General features: G+C 40.7%; 17 protein-coding genes and 1 riboswitch. Of the genes, 7 read left to right on the top strand and 10 right to left on the bottom strand.

Annotated features, from left to right (window positions below):
* Positions 1-89: 89 nt before the first annotated feature.
* Positions 90-1643: an alkaline phosphatase gene (locus H589_RS0112580; RefSeq protein ID WP_027722344.1), complete on the bottom strand. Its 1554-nt coding sequence runs from the start codon at positions 1641-1643 to the stop codon at positions 90-92.
* A gap of 431 nt (positions 1644-2074) precedes the next feature.
* Positions 2075-3313, bottom strand: a complete 1239-nt coding sequence (locus tag H589_RS0112590; RefSeq protein WP_027722345.1) for an APC family permease — start codon at positions 3311-3313, stop codon at positions 2075-2077.
* A 130-nt stretch (positions 3314-3443) separates the two neighbouring features.
* On the opposite strand from H589_RS0112590, the gene H589_RS0112595 reads away from it, so the two are divergent.
* The 5 genes from H589_RS0112595 to H589_RS0112615 all read left to right on the top strand — a co-directional run bounded on the left by H589_RS0112595 (position 3444) and on the right by H589_RS0112615 (position 8232).
* A complete protein-coding gene (locus tag H589_RS0112595; RefSeq protein WP_027722346.1) occupies positions 3444-4316 on the top strand; it encodes a LysR family transcriptional regulator in 873 nt (290 codons plus the stop codon).
* Between the two features lie 333 nt (positions 4317-4649).
* On the top strand, positions 4650-5231 hold the full coding sequence (locus H589_RS0112600; RefSeq protein ID WP_027722347.1) for a hypothetical protein: 582 nt from the start codon (positions 4650-4652) through the stop codon (positions 5229-5231).
* 298 nt (positions 5232-5529) lie between these two features.
* Entirely contained in the window at positions 5530-6120 is a 591-nt protein-coding gene (locus H589_RS0112605; RefSeq protein ID WP_027722348.1) for a hypothetical protein, read from the top strand.
* A gap of 196 nt (positions 6121-6316) precedes the next feature.
* Complete coding sequence (locus H589_RS0112610) at positions 6317-6754, top strand: alanyl-tRNA editing protein (protein ID WP_027722349.1); 438 nt, start codon at positions 6317-6319, stop codon at positions 6752-6754.
* Positions 6755-6827: 73 nt separating this feature from the next.
* Positions 6828-6915: riboswitch (ZMP/ZTP riboswitch) on the top strand.
* Positions 6916-6975: 60 nt separating this feature from the next.
* Positions 6976-8232, top strand: a complete 1257-nt coding sequence (locus H589_RS0112615; RefSeq protein ID WP_027722350.1) for a serine hydroxymethyltransferase — start codon at positions 6976-6978, stop codon at positions 8230-8232.
* Positions 8233-8384: 152 nt separating this feature from the next.
* Here the strand turns inward: H589_RS0112615 and H589_RS0112620 are convergent, their stop codons facing one another.
* Positions 8385-8984, bottom strand: a complete 600-nt coding sequence (locus H589_RS0112620) for a phosphatase PAP2 family protein (protein ID WP_027722351.1) — start codon at positions 8982-8984, stop codon at positions 8385-8387.
* Between the two features lie 241 nt (positions 8985-9225).
* On the opposite strand from H589_RS0112620, the gene H589_RS0112625 reads away from it, so the two are divergent.
* Entirely contained in the window at positions 9226-10335 is a 1110-nt protein-coding gene (locus tag H589_RS0112625; RefSeq protein WP_035076269.1) for a glycosyltransferase family 4 protein, read from the top strand.
* Positions 10336-10599: 264 nt separating this feature from the next.
* Here the strand turns inward: H589_RS0112625 and hisF are convergent, their stop codons facing one another.
* The 5 genes from hisF to H589_RS0112655 form a co-directional block, all read right to left on the bottom strand.
* Positions 10600-11379 carry an imidazole glycerol phosphate synthase subunit HisF gene (gene hisF / locus H589_RS0112630; protein WP_027722353.1) on the bottom strand — a complete coding sequence of 260 codons (780 nt, stop codon included), beginning with the start codon at positions 11377-11379 and terminating at the stop codon, positions 10600-10602.
* Complete coding sequence (gene hisH, locus H589_RS0112635) at positions 11372-12010, bottom strand: imidazole glycerol phosphate synthase subunit HisH (RefSeq protein ID WP_027722354.1); 639 nt, start codon at positions 12008-12010, stop codon at positions 11372-11374. Before hisH ends, hisF begins: the two co-directional genes overlap by 8 nt.
* A gap of 235 nt (positions 12011-12245) precedes the next feature.
* Complete coding sequence (locus H589_RS0112645; protein ID WP_027722355.1) at positions 12246-13055, bottom strand: J domain-containing protein; 810 nt, start codon at positions 13053-13055, stop codon at positions 12246-12248.
* Positions 13056-13061: 6 nt separating this feature from the next.
* Positions 13062-13499, bottom strand: coding sequence for a YkgJ family cysteine cluster protein (locus H589_RS0112650; protein ID WP_027722356.1), 438 nt, complete (start codon positions 13497-13499; stop codon positions 13062-13064).
* Entirely contained in the window at positions 13499-13921 is a 423-nt protein-coding gene (locus H589_RS0112655) for a CoA-binding protein (protein WP_027722357.1), read from the bottom strand. Before H589_RS0112655 ends, H589_RS0112650 begins: the two co-directional genes overlap by 1 nt.
* Before the next feature lie 154 nt (positions 13922-14075).
* Here H589_RS0112655 and H589_RS0112660 point away from each other — a divergent pair, with 154 nt between their 5' ends.
* Positions 14076-15305, top strand: coding sequence for a M24 family metallopeptidase (locus tag H589_RS0112660; protein WP_156891729.1), 1230 nt, complete (start codon positions 14076-14078; stop codon positions 15303-15305).
* A gap of 97 nt (positions 15306-15402) precedes the next feature.
* Here the strand turns inward: H589_RS0112660 and H589_RS0112665 are convergent, their stop codons facing one another.
* Both H589_RS0112665 and H589_RS0112670 read right to left on the bottom strand, forming a co-directional pair.
* Positions 15403-16281, bottom strand: a complete 879-nt coding sequence (locus tag H589_RS0112665) for an AMIN domain-containing protein (RefSeq protein ID WP_035076030.1) — start codon at positions 16279-16281, stop codon at positions 15403-15405.
* Between the two features lie 326 nt (positions 16282-16607).
* Positions 16608-17798 carry an iron-containing alcohol dehydrogenase gene (locus H589_RS0112670; RefSeq protein WP_027722360.1) on the bottom strand — a complete coding sequence of 397 codons (1191 nt, stop codon included), beginning with the start codon at positions 17796-17798 and terminating at the stop codon, positions 16608-16610.
* Between the last annotated feature and the right edge of the window lie 97 nt (positions 17799-17895).

Here is a 17895-nt window from a genome sequence, read left to right on the forward strand (position 1 = left end):
ATTAAAAGGCCCCCGAGTTAACGGGGACCTTCTGATAATGAATTTGTAAACCAACAAAATTATTAACTGCTTTTATACAGCCTGTCAGTTTATTTATTGTAAGGAATTTTAGCGTATTTTTCCTGAGGACCATAAGTTTTACCAAGAAGAGCCTTGGAGTCAGTTTTCTTATCGGTAGAGAGCTTTGCTCCGATTGCTGCAGCAATGCGGGTAGGAATATCAGTGTTATCGATAAAGCCGTTGAAGTTCTGAGCTCCTACACCAATTGCAGACGCAGGAATAAAGGTTCCAGTATGAACAAAGGAGGTCCAGAATACACGTGATCTCTGTGAAACCAGGTCGGTTACAGCAACCATAGTAGGTGTATAAGAGTAACCATAGCTGACCTTTTCAGCTTTAGGCAGTGACTGGTTTTTATCCTGAACATTCATTGCGTCTGTCAGAACTTTGTTTTCTGATTCAGTGCGGTCAGTCAGGCCCCATTTACTTTCAATGTATTTAATGAAAGCTGCATGGCGTTTTTCAAGGTTAGATTCTTTTTTAGCGAGCTTGTTGTAAAAGCCGTTAAGATTGTCTTCTGCGGAAACAGAAACTTTTTCAAGAGCCTTGAGGTTAAGGAAATAACCTTTGGAGTCCATGGAGATACCAAGGCCTACACCACCTGTTTCATGGTCGGCTGCGGTAACAATCAGAGTTTCTTCTGGATGTTTTTTGTAGAAATCGTAAGCAACTTTTACTGCAGCGTCCATTGCAAGAGTATCCAGAATTGTGGATGCAGCGTCATGAGCGTGAGCAGCATGGTCAATGCGACCGCCTTCAACCATCAGGAAGAATGGTTTATCCTGAGCAGCAAGAGAATCAACAGCTTTTGCTGTCATTTCGGAAAGAGCTGGGATTTTGTTTTCTTTAAGGTTGCTGTTACGGCGAGCTATTTCGTAAGGGATGTGGCTGTATGCCAGTGCAGCAAAGACTTTATCACCTTTTTTGGGTGTGTAAGAGCGGAATGCATCACGGGTAGAATCACCAACAAAGAGAGTATAGCCTTTATCTGCAAACATTTTGACTACATCTTTGTCATCTTTACGTTTTGATTTCAGGCCCTTTTTGTTGTTTTTTGCAACGAAGTAGCGATATCCGCCGCCTGCAAAGAAGTCAAAGTCCGAGTTAGCCTGGTCAATAGCAATTGCGTCAGCAGCATTACGGTCAGTATTATGTGCTGAGAATGCTGCTGGAGTAGCATGTGTCAGTCTGGTTGTGGTAACAATACCGATTGCAAATCCTTTTTCTTTAGCTGCCTCAGCCAGAGTCGTAACGTTTGTTCCGTCAGGAAGCTTGGCGAGGTAACCGTTAGTGGTCTTATAGCCACATGAAAGAGCGGTGCCGCCTGCTGCGGAGTCAGTAATAAGGGTGTTGTCAGAATAAGTGGTAACTAAAGCTGTGTTTGGAAAAGTGTTCATTACCAGCTTTGCATCAGGATTGTTAGTTTCCATTTTATTGTAAAGTTCAGCAGCCATACGCTGTGTGGGGCCAAGACCGTCACCGATGAAATAGAAAACATACTTCGGTGCACCTGCAAAAACTGTGGTAGCCAACAGGGTAACACAGATAGCCAGAGTTAATGGGCGAATGATTCTTTTTAACATACTTCACTCCCTATAAGGGGTTATGGTTATGCAACATATCCTTTACATAAGTTCGGATATGTATGCGATGGTGGGCAACATCAACCCAATTTAATCCTCACTGATCAATTGGGTTGTATCAACAGTTGCCGGTAATGAACATGTTGAATGAAAAAGGTCTCCGGGTGAAAAACATGACTTTTTCATGTTTCACTCCTCCAGTCAGAGATCAAATCCAGTCAATGAAAGATATTCATTTTTAATAGTAATTTAAAAATTAAGTTCACATTAGAACAAATTTTCATATTGTCAACGAACTTTTTTTCGTATTAGTAAATTGAATAAAGTTGTTACATAAATGTAAGTTGTTTAAATATTAGTAATAAAAAATTAATTATAAGTTGTAACACAACTGTAACATTTCTTTGATTAAAAAAAGTCAATCAAGATTTTCAATTTTGAAAAACTACAAGCGTTTTAAATCTTAAAGTACCTATTGTTACTGCCAGTAGTGCAAGTAATGGCCATATTGAAGAGAATGATAATAGTGATAAGAATCCTGCACACAGTAATATGCTTGGAATACGCAGAAAAAGCGATGGGAAAATTTTTATTGCTGCGGATACTGCAATAAGTGAGTTTGCAAGAAAAAAGACATTCGCAAATGATATGACTTGTTCAAGAGTGATAAGACCAAAATGTAGAAGTAAAAGATTACTGAAATGAAAAGTAAACAATAAATACAGACTTCCTGTTGGCGCATCATTTACATTCCTTTTGGATAGTACAACAGGTAGTTTTTCTTTAGATGCAAGTGTAGCCAAGAGTCTTGCAATAGCTCCTACAAACATTAAATATGTGCAGATGCAAAGAGCAGTGCTAATGAGCATGATTAATATCTTGGAGTATTTACCAAGTAGTGATGTTACAATCATGTACATTGAAAAGTTGTTTATACTACCCGCGCTTGAATGTATGGATTGTATTGCTACAGCAACTAAAATATAGATTATGCAGATTGTTCCTGTTCCAATAGCGGTTGCCATAGGTATCGTTTTTTGGGGGGCACGAACTTCTAAAGTGTAGTTTCCTATTACCTCCCATCCTATAATAGCCCAGAACATTATCAGTAACGTTCTGCCCATATCCTGAATATTAATTTCTGTTACCGGAAGCAGGTATACCGGCATTGTTATTATAGTGTTGATGCTGCCAGCAGCAAGAACAAATGCAATTGCAAGACTTGATGCAAAGGCAATTGTCCCTACTGTGGTTATGCTTCGCATGAGTAGGATCATACATAAAATTAGTAGTCCTCCTGCTATGGCAGGGTTAAAGTTAGCTGGGATGCTGAAGGTCGTAGAAATCGTTTTTGCAGCGGTCATGAGAACTGCAACCGGACCAACACAGACAGCACAGATTATATAATTTGAAACAAGTTGACCGGCACGTATTCCAAATGCTTCACGCACTGCTATGGCAACACCTTCGTCACCGGGGAAAGCCAGGGCCAGTTTTGCAAAGAGTATTGCGAAAACAGCTCCAAGACTCATTATAAATGTCCATGCGGTAATTGACCAATCATGTAGTTGCATATGTGCAATTGGGGGCAACAAAATAATACCAGACCCAAGTACTGCTCCTACTATTAAGCCGCTTAATTGAAGTGTACCAATGACTTTCTTTTTCATAATATTACCTTCTTAAATTTGTTTGCTGAAAAGCTAGCAGAGAACTTTATATTCGCATAACTGAATTTTATGATTGATAGGTTCAGTAAAACAGATAAGAATGAGGGGAATAAAATCTGGAAGGTCATATATGGAAATCAGACATCTTATTTCATTTAAGGCAATCGTAGAACATGGAAGTTTTATAAGAGCTGCAAAAGCACTTAACTACGCACAATCTTCAATAACTTCCCATATTCAGGCACTTGAGGATTACTATGGTCATCCTTTATTTGATCGTATAGGTAAAAAAGTGATTCTTAACTCATTTGGATCGCGGGTTTACAAGTATGCAATTCCTTTTCTTGCAAGCTATGATGGCATTTGTGAGCTTCATAATATATCTAGTGAACCTTCTGGAACTCTATATATAGGTGCACCTGAATCTACGCTGATTTATAGACTGTCGCCAATCTTGCGCCAGTATAAAAAGCAATATCCTGCTGTTGAAGTTATTATGCAGAATTCCATCTGCTCAGATATGCGTAAAGCTTTAAAAAATGGCGAGCTTGATTTGGCCATATTGCTCGAAGGTGAGGTGGAAGAATCTGACTTGATATTCAAGCCCTTATATGAAGAACCTATGAGCATCATTATGCCTGGTGATTATCCTTCTAGTGAACTTATCAATACTGGTCGGCATGCTGTCATCTATACAGAGAAAGGATGCAGCTACCGTTCTGTGTTTCAGAAATTTTTGGCGGAAAAAGGTATTAAAGCTGATAATATTATAGAAACAGCCAGCATTGAGGTTATCAAGCAGTATGTGCTTTGTGATATAGGTGTTTCATTTTTGCCATATATAGTTGTTAGAAATGAAATAGAGTCTGGAAAAATAAAACATATTAAGTGCCACTCAGATAATCCGGTAATGGTAAGGATCGCTTACCATAAAAATAAATGGATTTCCCCCGCAATGGCTGAGTTTATCAGGCTTGTGGTTGTGGAATCCCGTAAATGGTAAATTGCCTTTTAAAAGATGCTAAATTTGATATTTTTTAGCACTCTTATCGTATTATAATATGAAGAAGTGTAAGCTTATATTATATAAGGAACTAGCGTGGTTGCTGAAAGTGATTTCTTATTATTTTGTAAGACAATATAGTTTGAGTATTTTTTAGGTGGTTGGAATAATTTTTGCTTAATGGATTTTTGTGATCAAATATATGACGCTTGGGTAATGATTGCATTTGTTGATAGGAAATCTTGTTATTATTTGTTTTGTTGAAGGTGTTTTGTCTTGACTGATTAATGCGCGGGGATTATTTTATAATAACGTTTAAGGGGAGGAAAAATAATGAAGAATAGTATAATTGCTTTTTTGATAGTTTTAATATTGTCAGTGGCTGGATTTGCTCAAGCATCGCCTTATTATTTGACACTGGAAGGAACAGTAGGCTCTATCAACGATGGTGGAGGGCTGGCTTCAGCTGCAAATATTGGAGTCGGTGCTAATGTAAAGTATGTGATTCAGGTTGATCCTGATAAGCATGGAGTTTCAGGTAAGGGGAGAGATTCCATTTTTGGTACCCTTTATGCTGGAGTCTTAAGTGGGCATAATACTCAGGGTCAAAACTATATTAATCCATATTATGAAGGTTTTTACGCTCAAACAGGTAATGAAAAGTCTATTACTTATATTCAGAACTGGGGTTTAGATTTTGCAGATCTTGCTGTCGGGTCGACTGTTAAGTCGCTTACAGAATATTCCCATAGTTTAACTCCGGGGGGATGGTATGGCGGTGAGACCACACTTACCCTGAACAATCTTAAGGTTACAGATATCTCTAACGTTGCACCAACCCCAATTCCTGCTGCCGCTGTTATTATGCTTGGTGGGCTTGGTCTGGTAGGATTTATTAAGCGCAGATTTGCTTAATTGGTTTAGCTGACCTGAAATGGTGGCAGATAGATTAGATATTGAACCACGCTCAACATTTGTTGAGCGTGGTTTTGTTTTGCATGCTGATTTATAATATGGGAGTCTGCAATATAGCAGAGTACACTTTCAGTATTTATTAAATACGCGAGAGAGTATGCCTATAAGGTATGATTGATAGTTCTTTGTAAATATATATTATTGTATTTATATCTATCTTGCTGTTATGCCTTGACTATGTCTGATGTCAATGGTAGCTGGCTAATATTTTTAGGTAAAGTTAGAGGGGTGATGAAATATGGTTAAGAGGACGATTGCTGTTTTTATTGCAATGTTGGTGCTGTCAGTATCCGGTTTTGCTCAGGCTTCGCCATATTATTTAACTTTGGAAGGGACTGTTGGTGAGCATATTCTTGATGCGGGGCGACTCGCAGCAGATGCTAATATCGGAGTCGGTGCTAAAGTAAAATATGTTGTAAAGATTGATGCAAGCAAGGTTGGAACTGTTAGTTTGCTTGGACGGCCTATGTATAAGTGGGGTTCCGTTTTTGGCTCCTTACATGCGGGTGTCCTTAGCGGAAAGGTAGAGATGGATGACAATTGGGTAGCACCTGCTTATAGTGGTTTTTATGGTCAGACAGGTAATGAGAACTCTGTATTGTATATGTTGAATATGTATTCCAAACTGAATGATCTGGTTGTGGGGTCAACGATTAATCAATTGTCAGAATATTCTTATAATCGACTGGGGCAGTTAACTAAGCTTACTATAGAGGATGTTACTGTTACAGATATCTCTAACGTTGCTCCAACCCCAATTCCTGCTGCCGCTGTTATTATGCTTGGTGGGCTTGGTCTGGTAGGATTTATTAAGCGCAGATTTGCTTAATTGGTTTAGCTGACGTATTTGCGACAGATGAGAGGTTACAATATTTGAACCGGGGTCAGTCTTTTGCTGATTCCGGTTTTTTTGTTTCTAAAATTTATGCAAGGCACACTGTCACTTGTGGTAAGAGTTCAATTAGAATATGTTAATTGTCATAATTTAATGACTTAGAATGTAAAAATTTAAAAGGATTTTTATAATGGCAAAAGACTATCGACCACGTATGCATTCAGCCGAGCATATTTTGAATCAGGTTATGGTTAGGAAATTTGGTTGTGAGCGTTGTTTCAGTGCTCATATCAACAAGAAAAAGTCTAAGTGTGACTATAGATTTGATCATGCTTTAACTGATCAGGAAGCTCTCGAAATTGAGCAGGGTGTAAATGATGTAATATCGTCAAATCTGGCGGTGACTGAACACGTAATCAGTCTTGAAGATGCAGATAAACAGTTCAATCTTACTCGTTTACCTGAAGGTGTAGATAGTGTCAGAGTCATAAGTATTGGTGATTTTGATGCCTGTCCATGTATCGGTGAGCATGTAGATAATAGTAATGAAATCGGTGAGTTCAAGATGGTTTCGCATGGTTTTGAAGACGGTGTTTTGCGTATTCGCTATAAACTTATTTTATCCTAAATATTACAATAGGGCTAAAAAACTGTTTACAGAGTTAAATTACGTTGATAATTATGTAACTGCATTTTGAACACACATTCCGTGCAACTGGCGATGTTATGTGGAATTAACCACAGGGAAACACGGAATTTTATATCCAGCCGCTCGCCTGGGCCTCGTCTTTTTCAAGACGTGCATCCTTTCCTCTTTTTACGAAAGAGGATCAATTTAAAGGAGTGCCCATGCAAGAATATCGCGACCTTCTCCAGAAAAATGATTCAGAAATTTTTAATGCTCTTTCAGGTGAGGAATCTCGTCAGAAAGCAGGTATTGAATTAATCCCATCTGAAAACTACACTTACCCCGAAGTTCTCTGTACCCTTGGCAGTATTTTTACGAACAAATATTCCGAAGGGTATCCCGGAAAACGTTATTACGGCGGCCAGCAGTTTACCGATACCATTGAAGAAATTGCCCGTGAGCGTGCTAAGCAGGTTTTCAGGTGTGAACACGCTAATGTGCAGCCCCTTTCCGGTTCCCCTATGAACCAAGCGGTATATCTCGGTTTACTTGAGCCGGGGGATACTATTCTAGCCATGGACCTCTCTCACGGAGGTCATCTTACTCATGGTGCACCTGTGTCTTTCATGGGTAAGCTTTTCAATTTTATACGTTACAAAACAGATCCTGTTGACGGTTCTATCAATTTTGATGAATTGCGTAAAACGGCCCTTGAACATAAGCCGAAGATGATCCTTTGCGGTTATACCTCCTATCCCCGTGATCTGGATTATTCTAAATTCAAAGCTATTGCTGACGAAGTGGGAGCAATCACGATGACCGATGCTTCCCATTATGGCGGTCTCATCGCTGCCGATGTCATTCGCAATCCCTTTGATTTCGGTTTTGACGTGGTAACCACCACCTCCCACAAATCATTACGTGGTCCACGTGGAGGCATGATTCTTTGTAAGAAAGAATTTGCTTCCAAAATCGACAAGGCTGTCTTCCCCGGATTGCAGGGTGGTCCTCACATGAACACTATCGCAGGTATTGCGGTTACTCTCAAAAAAGCCGCTGAGTCTGAGTTTCATGAATACGGATTACAAGTGCTTAATAATGCCGGGACATTGGCTGATGAGTTGTTAAAATCCGGTGCATTCCTGATTACCGGAGGAACTGACAACCATATGATGGTTCTGGATACCGAGAAGAGTTTCGGCATAAATGGAAAAGTTGCTGAAGAGCTCTTGGACGCTGTTTCCATAACCACTAACAAGCAGATCATCCCCGATGACCCCAATCCTCCGCTAAAGCCCAGTGGAATCAGAATCGGAACACCCGCTGCCACTACTCGTGGGATGAAAGAGACCGACATGGTCAAACTTGCGGGCTGGATGACAAAGATCCTCCAACACCCCGAAGATAAGGACTTGGCGATCCACACTAAGTCTGAAATCGAATCTTTCTGCTCAAGGTTTCCGGTTCCGGGAATCTAGCCTAATCCTTCCTTCTCAATTTGTTCGGGATTCTCAATTCAAACGAGAATCCCGAATAAAAATTTTCAATGCCGGACTGACTAGAAATGAATATCAATTGTCTTGTGGTAAAGCTTGATTTTCAGTCAGTCCGGCAAATTTTTTGCAAGTCTTTAAACCTGAAGTTTTTCAGGTAATTTCCATTTTAAATAGTATTCCCAAAATAGCCATAGAGAAATTGCTACACATGCCCCAAGGGCCCACCCTGCCATAATATCTGTCGGAAAGTGCTTTCCAAGATATAGGCGGGAATAGCCAACTGATATGGGCAGAAAAAGCATCCAAGGTCTGAGTTTTCTGAAGAAAAACATCAGCATGACAGCAAATGCCATGGAGTTCGAGGCATGAGCAGATGGATATGAGTTACCGCGTTCCTTGCTTTGTTTAAAATCAAGCGCTCGCCTTTGCCATTTACCGTCTTCATGATGGTAAGTGAGTGGAATTGAGTTTAGCGGTCGGACTCTGCCTATGGATTTTTTAATAACATTGGTGGATATGTCTGCAATCCCCATAGAAGCGATCACCAGCAAAATTATGACCATGAATTTTAAGCCTTTCTTGTACACGCCAAGCAGGGTGACAATTGTTATGACAGCCCAAAGTAAAGTTGCTGATGATAGTATGGGCATAATAATATCCATCCAGTGTTTCCTGAAAACCTGGTTGGCCAGTATAAAAATTTGCATATCCAGATGCTGAGTCATAAACGGCATGGTCTCTCCTGAACAGGGAATAGCAAAATAGCATTATTTGGTATTCCAAGTGAATATTGATTCAGTAAAAAAGCATTAGTTTCGTTTCTCTTGGCAAGTCGGCACTTTCAGTCTAACATCACCGCCCGTTACCAGATTACAATACTTGCTGCTTCAGTTTGCGAGTATCAATATAAATTATGTCGGGCAAGGATATTTGCTTTGTCGACATCACTTAATGGACACTGCGCCGAAGTATTTTATGAAAAAGATAGCTATCATCCTTCCCCGTTTCAGTCGTTATGGTGGGGTTGAGCGTTTTGGATACAATTTGAGCGCGGCTCTTGCCTCCGCTGGATACAAAGTTGACTTTATCTGTTCACGCGCTGAGGAAGAAGCTCCGCAGGGTGTGCAAATTATAAACGTCGGCCGTTATGGGGTATGCCGTGCCGGAAAGTTATTGTGGTTTGTTCTTGCAGCAGAAAAACAACGCAAAAAGGGCAAGTATGATCTTAGTATAAGTCTTGGCAAATCGCTTAATCAGGATATTTTGCGCATTGGCGGTGGACCTCTCCAGTCTTTTTGGCGTCTTTCACAAAAAGCTTGGCCTGCTGGATTTGGGCGATCTTTTAAAATGTTCCGTAGGCATACAGCTATGGTTAATTTACTGATAAGGTACATTGAACGGCGCCAATCTTTATCTCCATGCCATATCGTTTGTGTGTCACACAGGGTGAAAGAATGGATGCTTGAGTCTCATCCAGAACTCGCAGGGCGTAAGATTGATGTGGTATACAATAAACCGGATCTTTCGTTGTTTAGCCCACCGGAGGCAAGCATGAGGGACGCAAGCAGAGCTGAATACCATCTTAAAAATGACGACATTCTTATCTCCACAGCAACAACAAATTTTGCATTAAAGGGTGTTTCTTCATTAATTAAGGCTATTGCACAGCTTCCTTCAAATTATCATCTGCATATTGCCGGTGGCCGCAATCCATCTAAATATATTAAACTGGCCGAGCAGTATAAAGTTGTAGAGCGTGTCCAATTTTTAGGCAAAGTAACTGACATGCCGGAATTTTATGGAAGATCAGATATTTTCGTCCTTCCATCTTTTTATGATGCTTGTTCCAATTCTGTTCTTGAAGCTCTGGCATGTGGCCTACCTGTAATAAGTTCCAGAGATAACGGGAGCAGTTATTTTCTGCCTACTGAACAGATCATTGATGATCCATCAGATTACATGGCACTAAAAGATGTCATTTTAAAAACATCCGAACAAAAAAGCACTGAACAATTTGTATGGCCCGAAGACATAGTTTGTGGGATTGAGCCATATTTAAAATTGGTGGAAGACCGTTTAAAGTAGTATCCATAAATCTATTTGGGAATCAAATGAGCCTTTCAAATGAGGTTCTGACATTATTTTTTATTAATCGAATTTTATTGTAAAAGTGAAAGTTGGGTTGTTAGCTGGTTAAGCCAATATTATTGAATTGGTTCAGTAAAAATAAAAGTTCGGCGAAGTTGATATATCAATTTCGCCGAACTTATTTACTAAAAGCTTTCAGACTTGTTAAATCTTGTTAGAAAGATATTTTAATTCGTCTGCGTAATTTATTACCTAGTCTTGCTACCAGCTGTTGCGTGTGCGTACACCTTTGGATTCCATATATTCTTTAATCTGGGGAATAGTGTATTCTCCATAGTGAACAATGGATGCTATAAGTGCTGCTGTCGCGCGTCCTTCGGTTACAGCGTCTACCATATGCTGTGGATGCCCTGCGCCACCAGAAGCGATAACCGGTACACCTACGTTCTCGGCAATCAGTCTGGTCAGCTCAAGATCATAACCGTCTTTAGTACCGTCTGCGTCAATAGAATTGAGGCAGATTTCTCCGGCACCTAAAGCTTCACAGGTTTTGGCCCACTCCAGAGCATCGATGCCCATAAACTTGCGTCCACCATTGATAACTATTTCAAATCCCGAAGGTATCAGTTCAGACTTTTCAACACGCTTTACGTCCATACCCAGAACAATACATTGAGAGCCGAAAGCTGCTGCTCCTTCACTGATTATGTCTGGATTTTTAACTGCGCCTGAGTTTACAGAAACTTTTTCAGCTCCGGCAAGAAGTACTGCACGCATATCTTCAACTGTGTTGATTCCTCCACCAACAGAGAAGGGGATGAATATTTCAGAAGCAACGCGTTCTACAACATCAAGGAAAATACCTCGACCCTCAGATGAAGCTGTGATGTCATAAAAGACGATTTCATCAGCACCTTGTTCATAATAGAGTTTTGCGGTTTCGACTGGGTCGCCTATGTCAATGTTATCTTTGAATTTCACTCCTTTGGTAAGGACTCCGTTCCTCACATCTAAGCAAGGGATAATTCTTTTACTAAGCACCGGAAACCTCCTTACAGTATTCATAGAAGTTGGAAATAAATTTCAGGCCGGGATTACCACTCTTTTCAGGGTGGAATTGAACAGCCCAGAGGCCGTCACGCCCGTGGAGAGAGCAGAATGGGCGGCCATATGTGGTTTCACCTATGATGTATTGTTCTTCTGGAGCAGGATAGTAACTGTGAACAAAATAAAAATGTGCTTCCGGGTCAATACCTTTGAAAAGGACACAGTCCTTTTTGAGTTCAATCTGATTCCAACCCATGTGAGGAACACGAATAGGTACACCTTCATAGTCTTCCCATGAAGGATTGAAAAGACGGCATTCGCCAGGAATCACTGATAATGCCTTTGTATCATTTTCTTCACTGTAGTCTAGAAGGATCTGACATCCGACACAGATACCGAGCAACGGTTTTTTTTGAAGAATGAGTTCTTTGAGCAGTTCGTCCAGTCCGCCGGATGTTAGTTCATCCATGGCCTGTCCTGCTGCACCGACACCAGGAAAGATGATACCTGTCGCATTTGCGAGTTTTTCTTTGTCCGCAGTGATTTCGTTAGGAATTCCAAGTTTATTCAACGCGCGTTGAACACTAGTCTGATTTCCGGCCTTATAGTCAAGAATAGCCAGCATGAGAAGGGCCCCCTTAAGGTTTATAATACTTGTTGAACCGCAGAACTTGTATCTGGAATGAGGGTATTTATTTCGGGAGGCAGGGTAGCTTCCCAAAGAACGGCTGCCGAAATGGCAGATTTTTACGGTTCTGATCTATCTATAGGGGCTAGTAAAAAAATCGAAGGAAAACAAGAGAAAATGTAGAAACAATAGGTTTTTATTTTTTTTTAAATCAGTATGAAGCCGAAAACAGCTATTTTGCCATGATCCGCAGGTATAAATCGCCTTTAAAAGGTCCAAGTTTTCTACCTTGCCCTTTGAGTCTGATAGCTCGCCCGATTATGAAGTCACGCGGCAGGGTAATTTCGAGCGTTTTTGACTTCTTGCGAAGGCCCTGTTGAATTGTAATGCGAATATTTCGTCCGGGGTGCAGCGCCTGTGCAGGAAAATAAACAGTCTGTTCATCATCCATCTGCCCTTTTACCCATGACTTTATTCCTTCGGTAAATCCGGATGAAACATCCACCGAAGTGCTTTTATCACCCCAGCTTAGGTTTAGTTTACGGTCCTGCATGGGGGCAGAAGGTTTTTTGAAAGGTTTGTCTTTGCTTATCTGGCTATAAATATCTTCAAAAACCTGTCTGGCAAAAGGGTCATTGAGGATATCTTTTAATACGTCTTCTTCTTTCTGGAAAAAATAGCGACTTTGCTGGGCTCTTGCTGAATCTGCTTTGCTTGCTTCACTTCGGGCTTTTGACTGTTGTTTCTGGTAAGCTTTAGCTCCGTCAGATGCTGTCTTGCGATCTGTCTGGGGTTTTGAAGCTGTATTCCGGCTGGTGTAAGATTTTTGACCGGCAGAAGTTTTTCTGCCGGACGTATTATTCATGACGTTTTTGAGAAAGACATAAGCTTCATTAAGCTCACGAAATTTTTGAGCAGCATCAGGGCTGGGGTTTAAATCCGGGTGCATACTGAAGGCCAGCTTACGGAAAGAACGTTTAATGTCTCCTTCTGTTGCATCGCTTCCAACTTTTAAAATGCTCTGTGCTTGTCTGGTATTCATCGTGTATTAGTCGTCTTCAGTAATGAGTGCATTTGGGGCTACATCAGGGTCGTGCTGGCGGAGTCCTTCAGATTTTATATATTCTTTGCCTTGTATTACAAACTGCGCATGTCCAGCTTCTTTATTTACGCCTGGGCAGTATTCCTGAATCATTTCCCAGCTGATTTCATCGATGAGATTTCCACGGAAAAAAGGCCACGCCCGGCATATGTCAGGCCGGCCTGGGTGTATACCGCAGCCTTCGTTAAAGAATACGCAATATCCATTTTCTTTGGATTGAAGCCGGATTTTTCCATTAACAGTTTCACTGAACTTATTTACCATTTCATCTTCGGATATCCCGAGGAACTCTGCGAGTCTTTTTCTATCCTTGGCAGTCATGATAATCCCGCCTTCACCCTGGCAGCAATGGCCGCACATTCGGCATTCAAAAGCTTGAGTCATTATTCTTTGCCTACTAAATTTTTATGGTCAATCATTAAACACCTGTCTTCTATGACGGTGATGTCTTTACCGGATAACATCGCACGTGATTCAGGACTTGATATACCTTGCTGCATCCAGAAAACTTTTGGCAGTTCTTTAAGATTTAAACATTCATCTGCATGAAACGGGCAGAAATTTGCTGCTCTGAATAAATCTAAAAGATCAATTGGCTCTGGAATATCCAGAATAGATTTATATGTTTTAAGTCCCCATACATTTTCTCTTTTAGGATGGACAGGAATAACTTTAAAGCCTGCATCAATAAGATAGCGGCCAACTCGATCAACAGGTCGCCCCGGTTTATCAACTGCACCGATTACGGCTATCACCTTGACCTCATTAAGAAGTGAGGCTAGTTTTTTTTCGTCTAATAGCAGCATAATTTGTTCTCCACGGGCAATTTAAGTTTATGCACGTTACAGCAAAGCCTGATTACTTGCAAAGTTCTCTTTCCACATGATTAAAAGAGGTCTTGTCTTATTTTCTTGAAGATCCATAATATTTATAATTTACAATTTCAGGAGTTTATTCCCGATGAATGATATGAATACGAATATAGTTGTGCCCCGTACTGAGCTTGAAGCCCGCTGGGCTAAATGTCGTCGTTTTCTTCCCGAAGTTGCTCCGCAGGCTGGGGGAATTCTTTGTTTTTCACGTTTACAGATTTATTATCTCTCCGGTTCATTTGTCAATGGTGCGGTCTGGCTGCCTTTGGAAGGTGAACCTGTTCTTTTTGTGCGCAGGTCTCTTGACCGTGCGCGTATTGAAAGTACATGTAAAACGATTGTTCCATTCAAATCATTTAAGGACCTTGCTCCTCTTGCTAAAGAAGTCGGACAGCCTTTATCCGAAGTGATTGGAGCTGAAACAGCTGGTCTTACATGGCAACTTGGTGAAATGCTTACTTCACGCATGGCTGAATATCAATTTGTGCCAGCTGATAAGGTGCTTTCTCTTGCCCGTTCAGTTAAATCTGAGTGGGAGCTTGAAATTATGCGCGAAGTTGGTGAACATCATAATATGGCTCTTGTTGAAGTTTTGCCGGAACTGATTGAACCCGGTATGACCGAGATGGAAATTTCAAAATTCATATGGAATGTTTTTTTTGAAATGGGGCATGAAGGTCATATGCGTATGCAGAGCTTTGGTGAAGAAATTTTTCTTGGACATGTATCTGCTGGAGATTCCGGTATCTATCCAAGTTCTTTCAATGGACCTTTAGGTCTTCGAGGTGTTCATCCTGTTTCACCATATATGGGAAGTGCTGGGAAAATATGGGTGGATAATTCACCGTTGTCAGTTGATGCCGGATTTGTCATGGAAGGCTACCATACCGATAAAACACAGGTATACTGGGCTGGTTCAAAATCCTCTATTCCCGGAGATGTATTAGATGCGCACCTCTTCTGTAAGGACATGCAGACTCTAGCCGCAGAAAATCTTAAACCCGGTGTGCTTGTCAGTGATATATATGACATGCTCATGTCAGAGGCTGCTAAATCAGGTTACACAGATGGGTTCATGGGGATAGGCGAGAGCAAAGTACCTTTTATAGGACATGGAATAGGTTTGACCGTTGATGGGTATCCTCCAATCGCGAAAGGTTTTAACCTGCCTATTGAAGAAGGAATGGTTTTTGCCCTCGAACCCAAATATGGTATCCCGGAAGTAGGTATGGTCGGTGTTGAGAATACTTTTGAAGTAACAAAAGACGGTGGGCAGTGTATTACCGGAGATAATTTCGATATTATTTGTATAGAATAAGAGAAGGGGCTTTGGGCCTTTTTGATTATTAATATTTTGTTAAAAATAAAGCTCCGAAGTCTGGCGAACTGGAGCTTTATTTTTTAACTTTAAAAAATTATTTTACGTCGATATTCAGGCCCGTTGATGTCTTCGTTATAACCGGAGCTGGTGTTTGACCTTTCAGATCCATAACCATACGTATTTTATCTTCATAAATTCCAATTCTGAATCGTGAGAATATAGGGTTTTCGGGTCTGAGTATTGTAGGCCCATAATATTCCCAGTTGCCATGGATATCTACAACCAGCCTGTCAGGGTTGCTAAGGAAAAAGGAGGTATATGATAAAGGTGCCCCCCCAAGATCAAGATTAATTCTGGTTTTGTCGGCTACGGCTTTAAAATAGATTGATCTAAGTTTGCCATTTTGCAGACCTGGTTTTTCATTAACTGGTTCAGGTTTTAGATCGGCAGTATTATTTGTTGCCATGTCAGTTGTTGCATTTACTACTTCTGTTCCATTAAATGCCAGAATAGTTTTGTCAGTTTGGTTACCTGTTTTTGTCGCATTTTCAACCATATCTTCAACTGCTGAAACAGTACTATTCTCAAAAATTAATGAACTGTTTGTCGAATTCATAACAGCCATACTTAGCAGTGGCATCTCTGTGGAATTTTGGGCAGGCTCAGAAGAAATTTCGGCAATCATCTCGACTGGCTCTGTTTTTTGTTTTTTCAGAAACCAGTTTTGCGGGTTCAAAAAATGTGGGTTAACTATAGCCAATATTGCTATCAGCCCGACAATATGAATTAGCGCCTGCTTGCTTGTGAAGTAATTTCCGAAGCGGTGAAAACTGCGGCTGCATGATCCGCAAGTGTATGATTTAACAGGGAGTAGTAAAGAAATAAGCACGTCAGAAACTAGTCCTCGTCTGAAATAAAGACGATTACTGTTACAAAACGGACATTGTACTATTTTCTTATTTTTTTTAGCCATAAATATTCCACCTGCAGTGTCTGAACTCCCTATCGTTGTTTATCAAAATTCTTTTATTGTAACCAGTTATATTTTTATAAATGTGATGAGCGAAATGTCAACAGGCAAGATTTTCAAGTTAGTAATATATTAAAAAGAATATGTTATAAAAAGGTCAATAGTGATATTCGCAGAAGTCTAATTTGTTACAATAAATATTAAATTGCAGCAGAGTAGTAAGGCATTTTGGAATATGTGTAAATTTCCAGAGAGCCTGATTTTATTTCTCGGGATTGTACCACTGAATATAAAGACCAGACTCTCCGGATAGTTAAAACATATGTCGATTAACCTGCGATGGCCTCAGAGACTATACATTCGAGATCTTCTTGAGTCATATTGGCTGGTGTACATTCAAATAGTTTGCCCATTGTTTCGAACGCTATTTGAACAAGTTCTGGAACATCTTCTTCTTTTGCACCGTATGTTTTGAGAGATTCATCATTAAATCCGGTCCGTTCAAGTAAGTGACGAAGTCCTTCAAGGAATATGGTGGCACGCATGTTTTCATCAAGAGACTGGGTATCGTAACCCATTGCCATGGCTAGATCTTCAAAACGATCAGGATTTTCGGGAATTAACCTTTTAAAATATGCGATTGACAGCTTTGCCAAGCCCAGACCGTGTGGCAACTCCGGATATTTCGCACTGAGTGCATGTTCCAGTGAATGCTGGGAGATGCAGCGGGAAAGCGTTTCACACATTCCTGCTGCTGTACTTGCCCATGCCATGACAGTGCGTGCTTCAATATTATCACCTTCAGCTATTGCCATGGGCAGATAGTTGCTGATGAGATGTACTGCTTCAAGAGCAAGCATGTCGCTTACAGGCTGGTGTTCTTTGGATACGAAAGTTTCAACTGCGTGGAAAAATGCATCTATGCCGGTATATGCTGTCATCCGTGGCGGCACTGTAAGCATAAGTTCCGGGTCGATTATAGACATTGCTGGAAATGTGGAATCATTACCAAGGCTGATTTTTTCATTTGCCCCGGATTTATTGATAACTGCCCATTGATCTGCTTCTGTTCCTGTGCCTGATGTGGTTGGAATGGCAATAAGCGGTGCTGCTGGGTTTTCCGCTCTAACTCCGCCGCCGGAGCCTGACTGGATGTAGTCCCAGCATTTGCCTACGTTGGTTGTCAGCAGTGCAATTGCTTTGGCTGCGTCAATTGTTGAACCTCCACCAAGGGCTACAATAAAATCGATTTCTTTTTCACGGGTAATTTTTGCTGCCTGATCAATCTGGTCTGATTTAGGATTAGGAGAAATATTGTCGAATACAATTGTAGATATATTCTGTTTGGCAAGAGATGCCTGTACCTTATCGAGATAGCCGTTGCTGATCATGGCGCCTGACTCGCCGATGACAATCATGGCTTTATCACCTTTAGGAAGGTTTGGAGTTGTGGCGAGTTCAGCAATTTTTCCGGGGCCGAAAACTATACGTGTAGGAATAAAAATTTGAAAGTTAAGCATATATTTCCTTTATCTTGTGCTGTTAAGCTAGTGATTGAATGTTGAACCAAGATAGATAGCTGACACTAGACGCGCCGTAAAGGGCTGTGAAGGCCAA

It is taken from the genome of Maridesulfovibrio zosterae DSM 11974, assembly GCF_000425265.1.
In the GTDB taxonomy this organism is placed as follows: Bacteria; Desulfobacterota; Desulfovibrionia; order Desulfovibrionales; family Desulfovibrionaceae; genus Maridesulfovibrio; species Maridesulfovibrio zosterae.

Bases quoted from the DNA above. Each gene is read 5' to 3' on its own strand.
- H589_RS0112580 (WP_027722344.1), bottom strand. From the start codon at position 1,643: ATGTTAAAAAGAATCATTCGCCCATTAACTCTGGCTATCTGTGTTACC.
- H589_RS0112670 (WP_027722360.1), bottom strand. From the start codon at position 17,798: ATGCTTAACTTTCAAATTTTTATTCCTACACGTATAGTTTTCGGCCCC.
- H589_RS0112605 (WP_027722348.1), top strand. From the start codon at position 5,530: ATGGTTAAGAGGACGATTGCTGTTTTTATTGCAATGTTGGTGCTGTCA.
- H589_RS0112650 (WP_027722356.1), bottom strand. From the start codon at position 13,499: ATGACTCAAGCTTTTGAATGCCGAATGTGCGGCCATTGCTGCCAGGGT.
- H589_RS0112615 (WP_027722350.1), top strand. From the start codon at position 6,976: ATGCAAGAATATCGCGACCTTCTCCAGAAAAATGATTCAGAAATTTTT.
- H589_RS0112595 (WP_027722346.1), top strand. From the start codon at position 3,444: ATGGAAATCAGACATCTTATTTCATTTAAGGCAATCGTAGAACATGGA.
- H589_RS0112625 (WP_035076269.1), top strand. From the start codon at position 9,226: ATGAAAAAGATAGCTATCATCCTTCCCCGTTTCAGTCGTTATGGTGGG.
- hisH (WP_027722354.1), bottom strand. From the start codon at position 12,010: ATGCTGGCTATTCTTGACTATAAGGCCGGAAATCAGACTAGTGTTCAA.
- H589_RS0112610 (WP_027722349.1), top strand. From the start codon at position 6,317: ATGGCAAAAGACTATCGACCACGTATGCATTCAGCCGAGCATATTTTG.
- H589_RS0112665 (WP_035076030.1), bottom strand. From the start codon at position 16,281: ATGGCTAAAAAAAATAAGAAAATAGTACAATGTCCGTTTTGTAACAGT.
- H589_RS0112590 (WP_027722345.1), bottom strand. From the start codon at position 3,313: ATGAAAAAGAAAGTCATTGGTACACTTCAATTAAGCGGCTTAATAGTA.
- H589_RS0112660 (WP_156891729.1), top strand. From the start codon at position 14,076: ATGAATGATATGAATACGAATATAGTTGTGCCCCGTACTGAGCTTGAA.
- H589_RS0112645 (WP_027722355.1), bottom strand. From the start codon at position 13,055: ATGAATACCAGACAAGCACAGAGCATTTTAAAAGTTGGAAGCGATGCA.
- H589_RS0112620 (WP_027722351.1), bottom strand. From the start codon at position 8,984: ATGCCGTTTATGACTCAGCATCTGGATATGCAAATTTTTATACTGGCC.
- H589_RS0112600 (WP_027722347.1), top strand. From the start codon at position 4,650: ATGAAGAATAGTATAATTGCTTTTTTGATAGTTTTAATATTGTCAGTG.
- H589_RS0112655 (WP_027722357.1), bottom strand. From the start codon at position 13,921: ATGCTGCTATTAGACGAAAAAAAACTAGCCTCACTTCTTAATGAGGTC.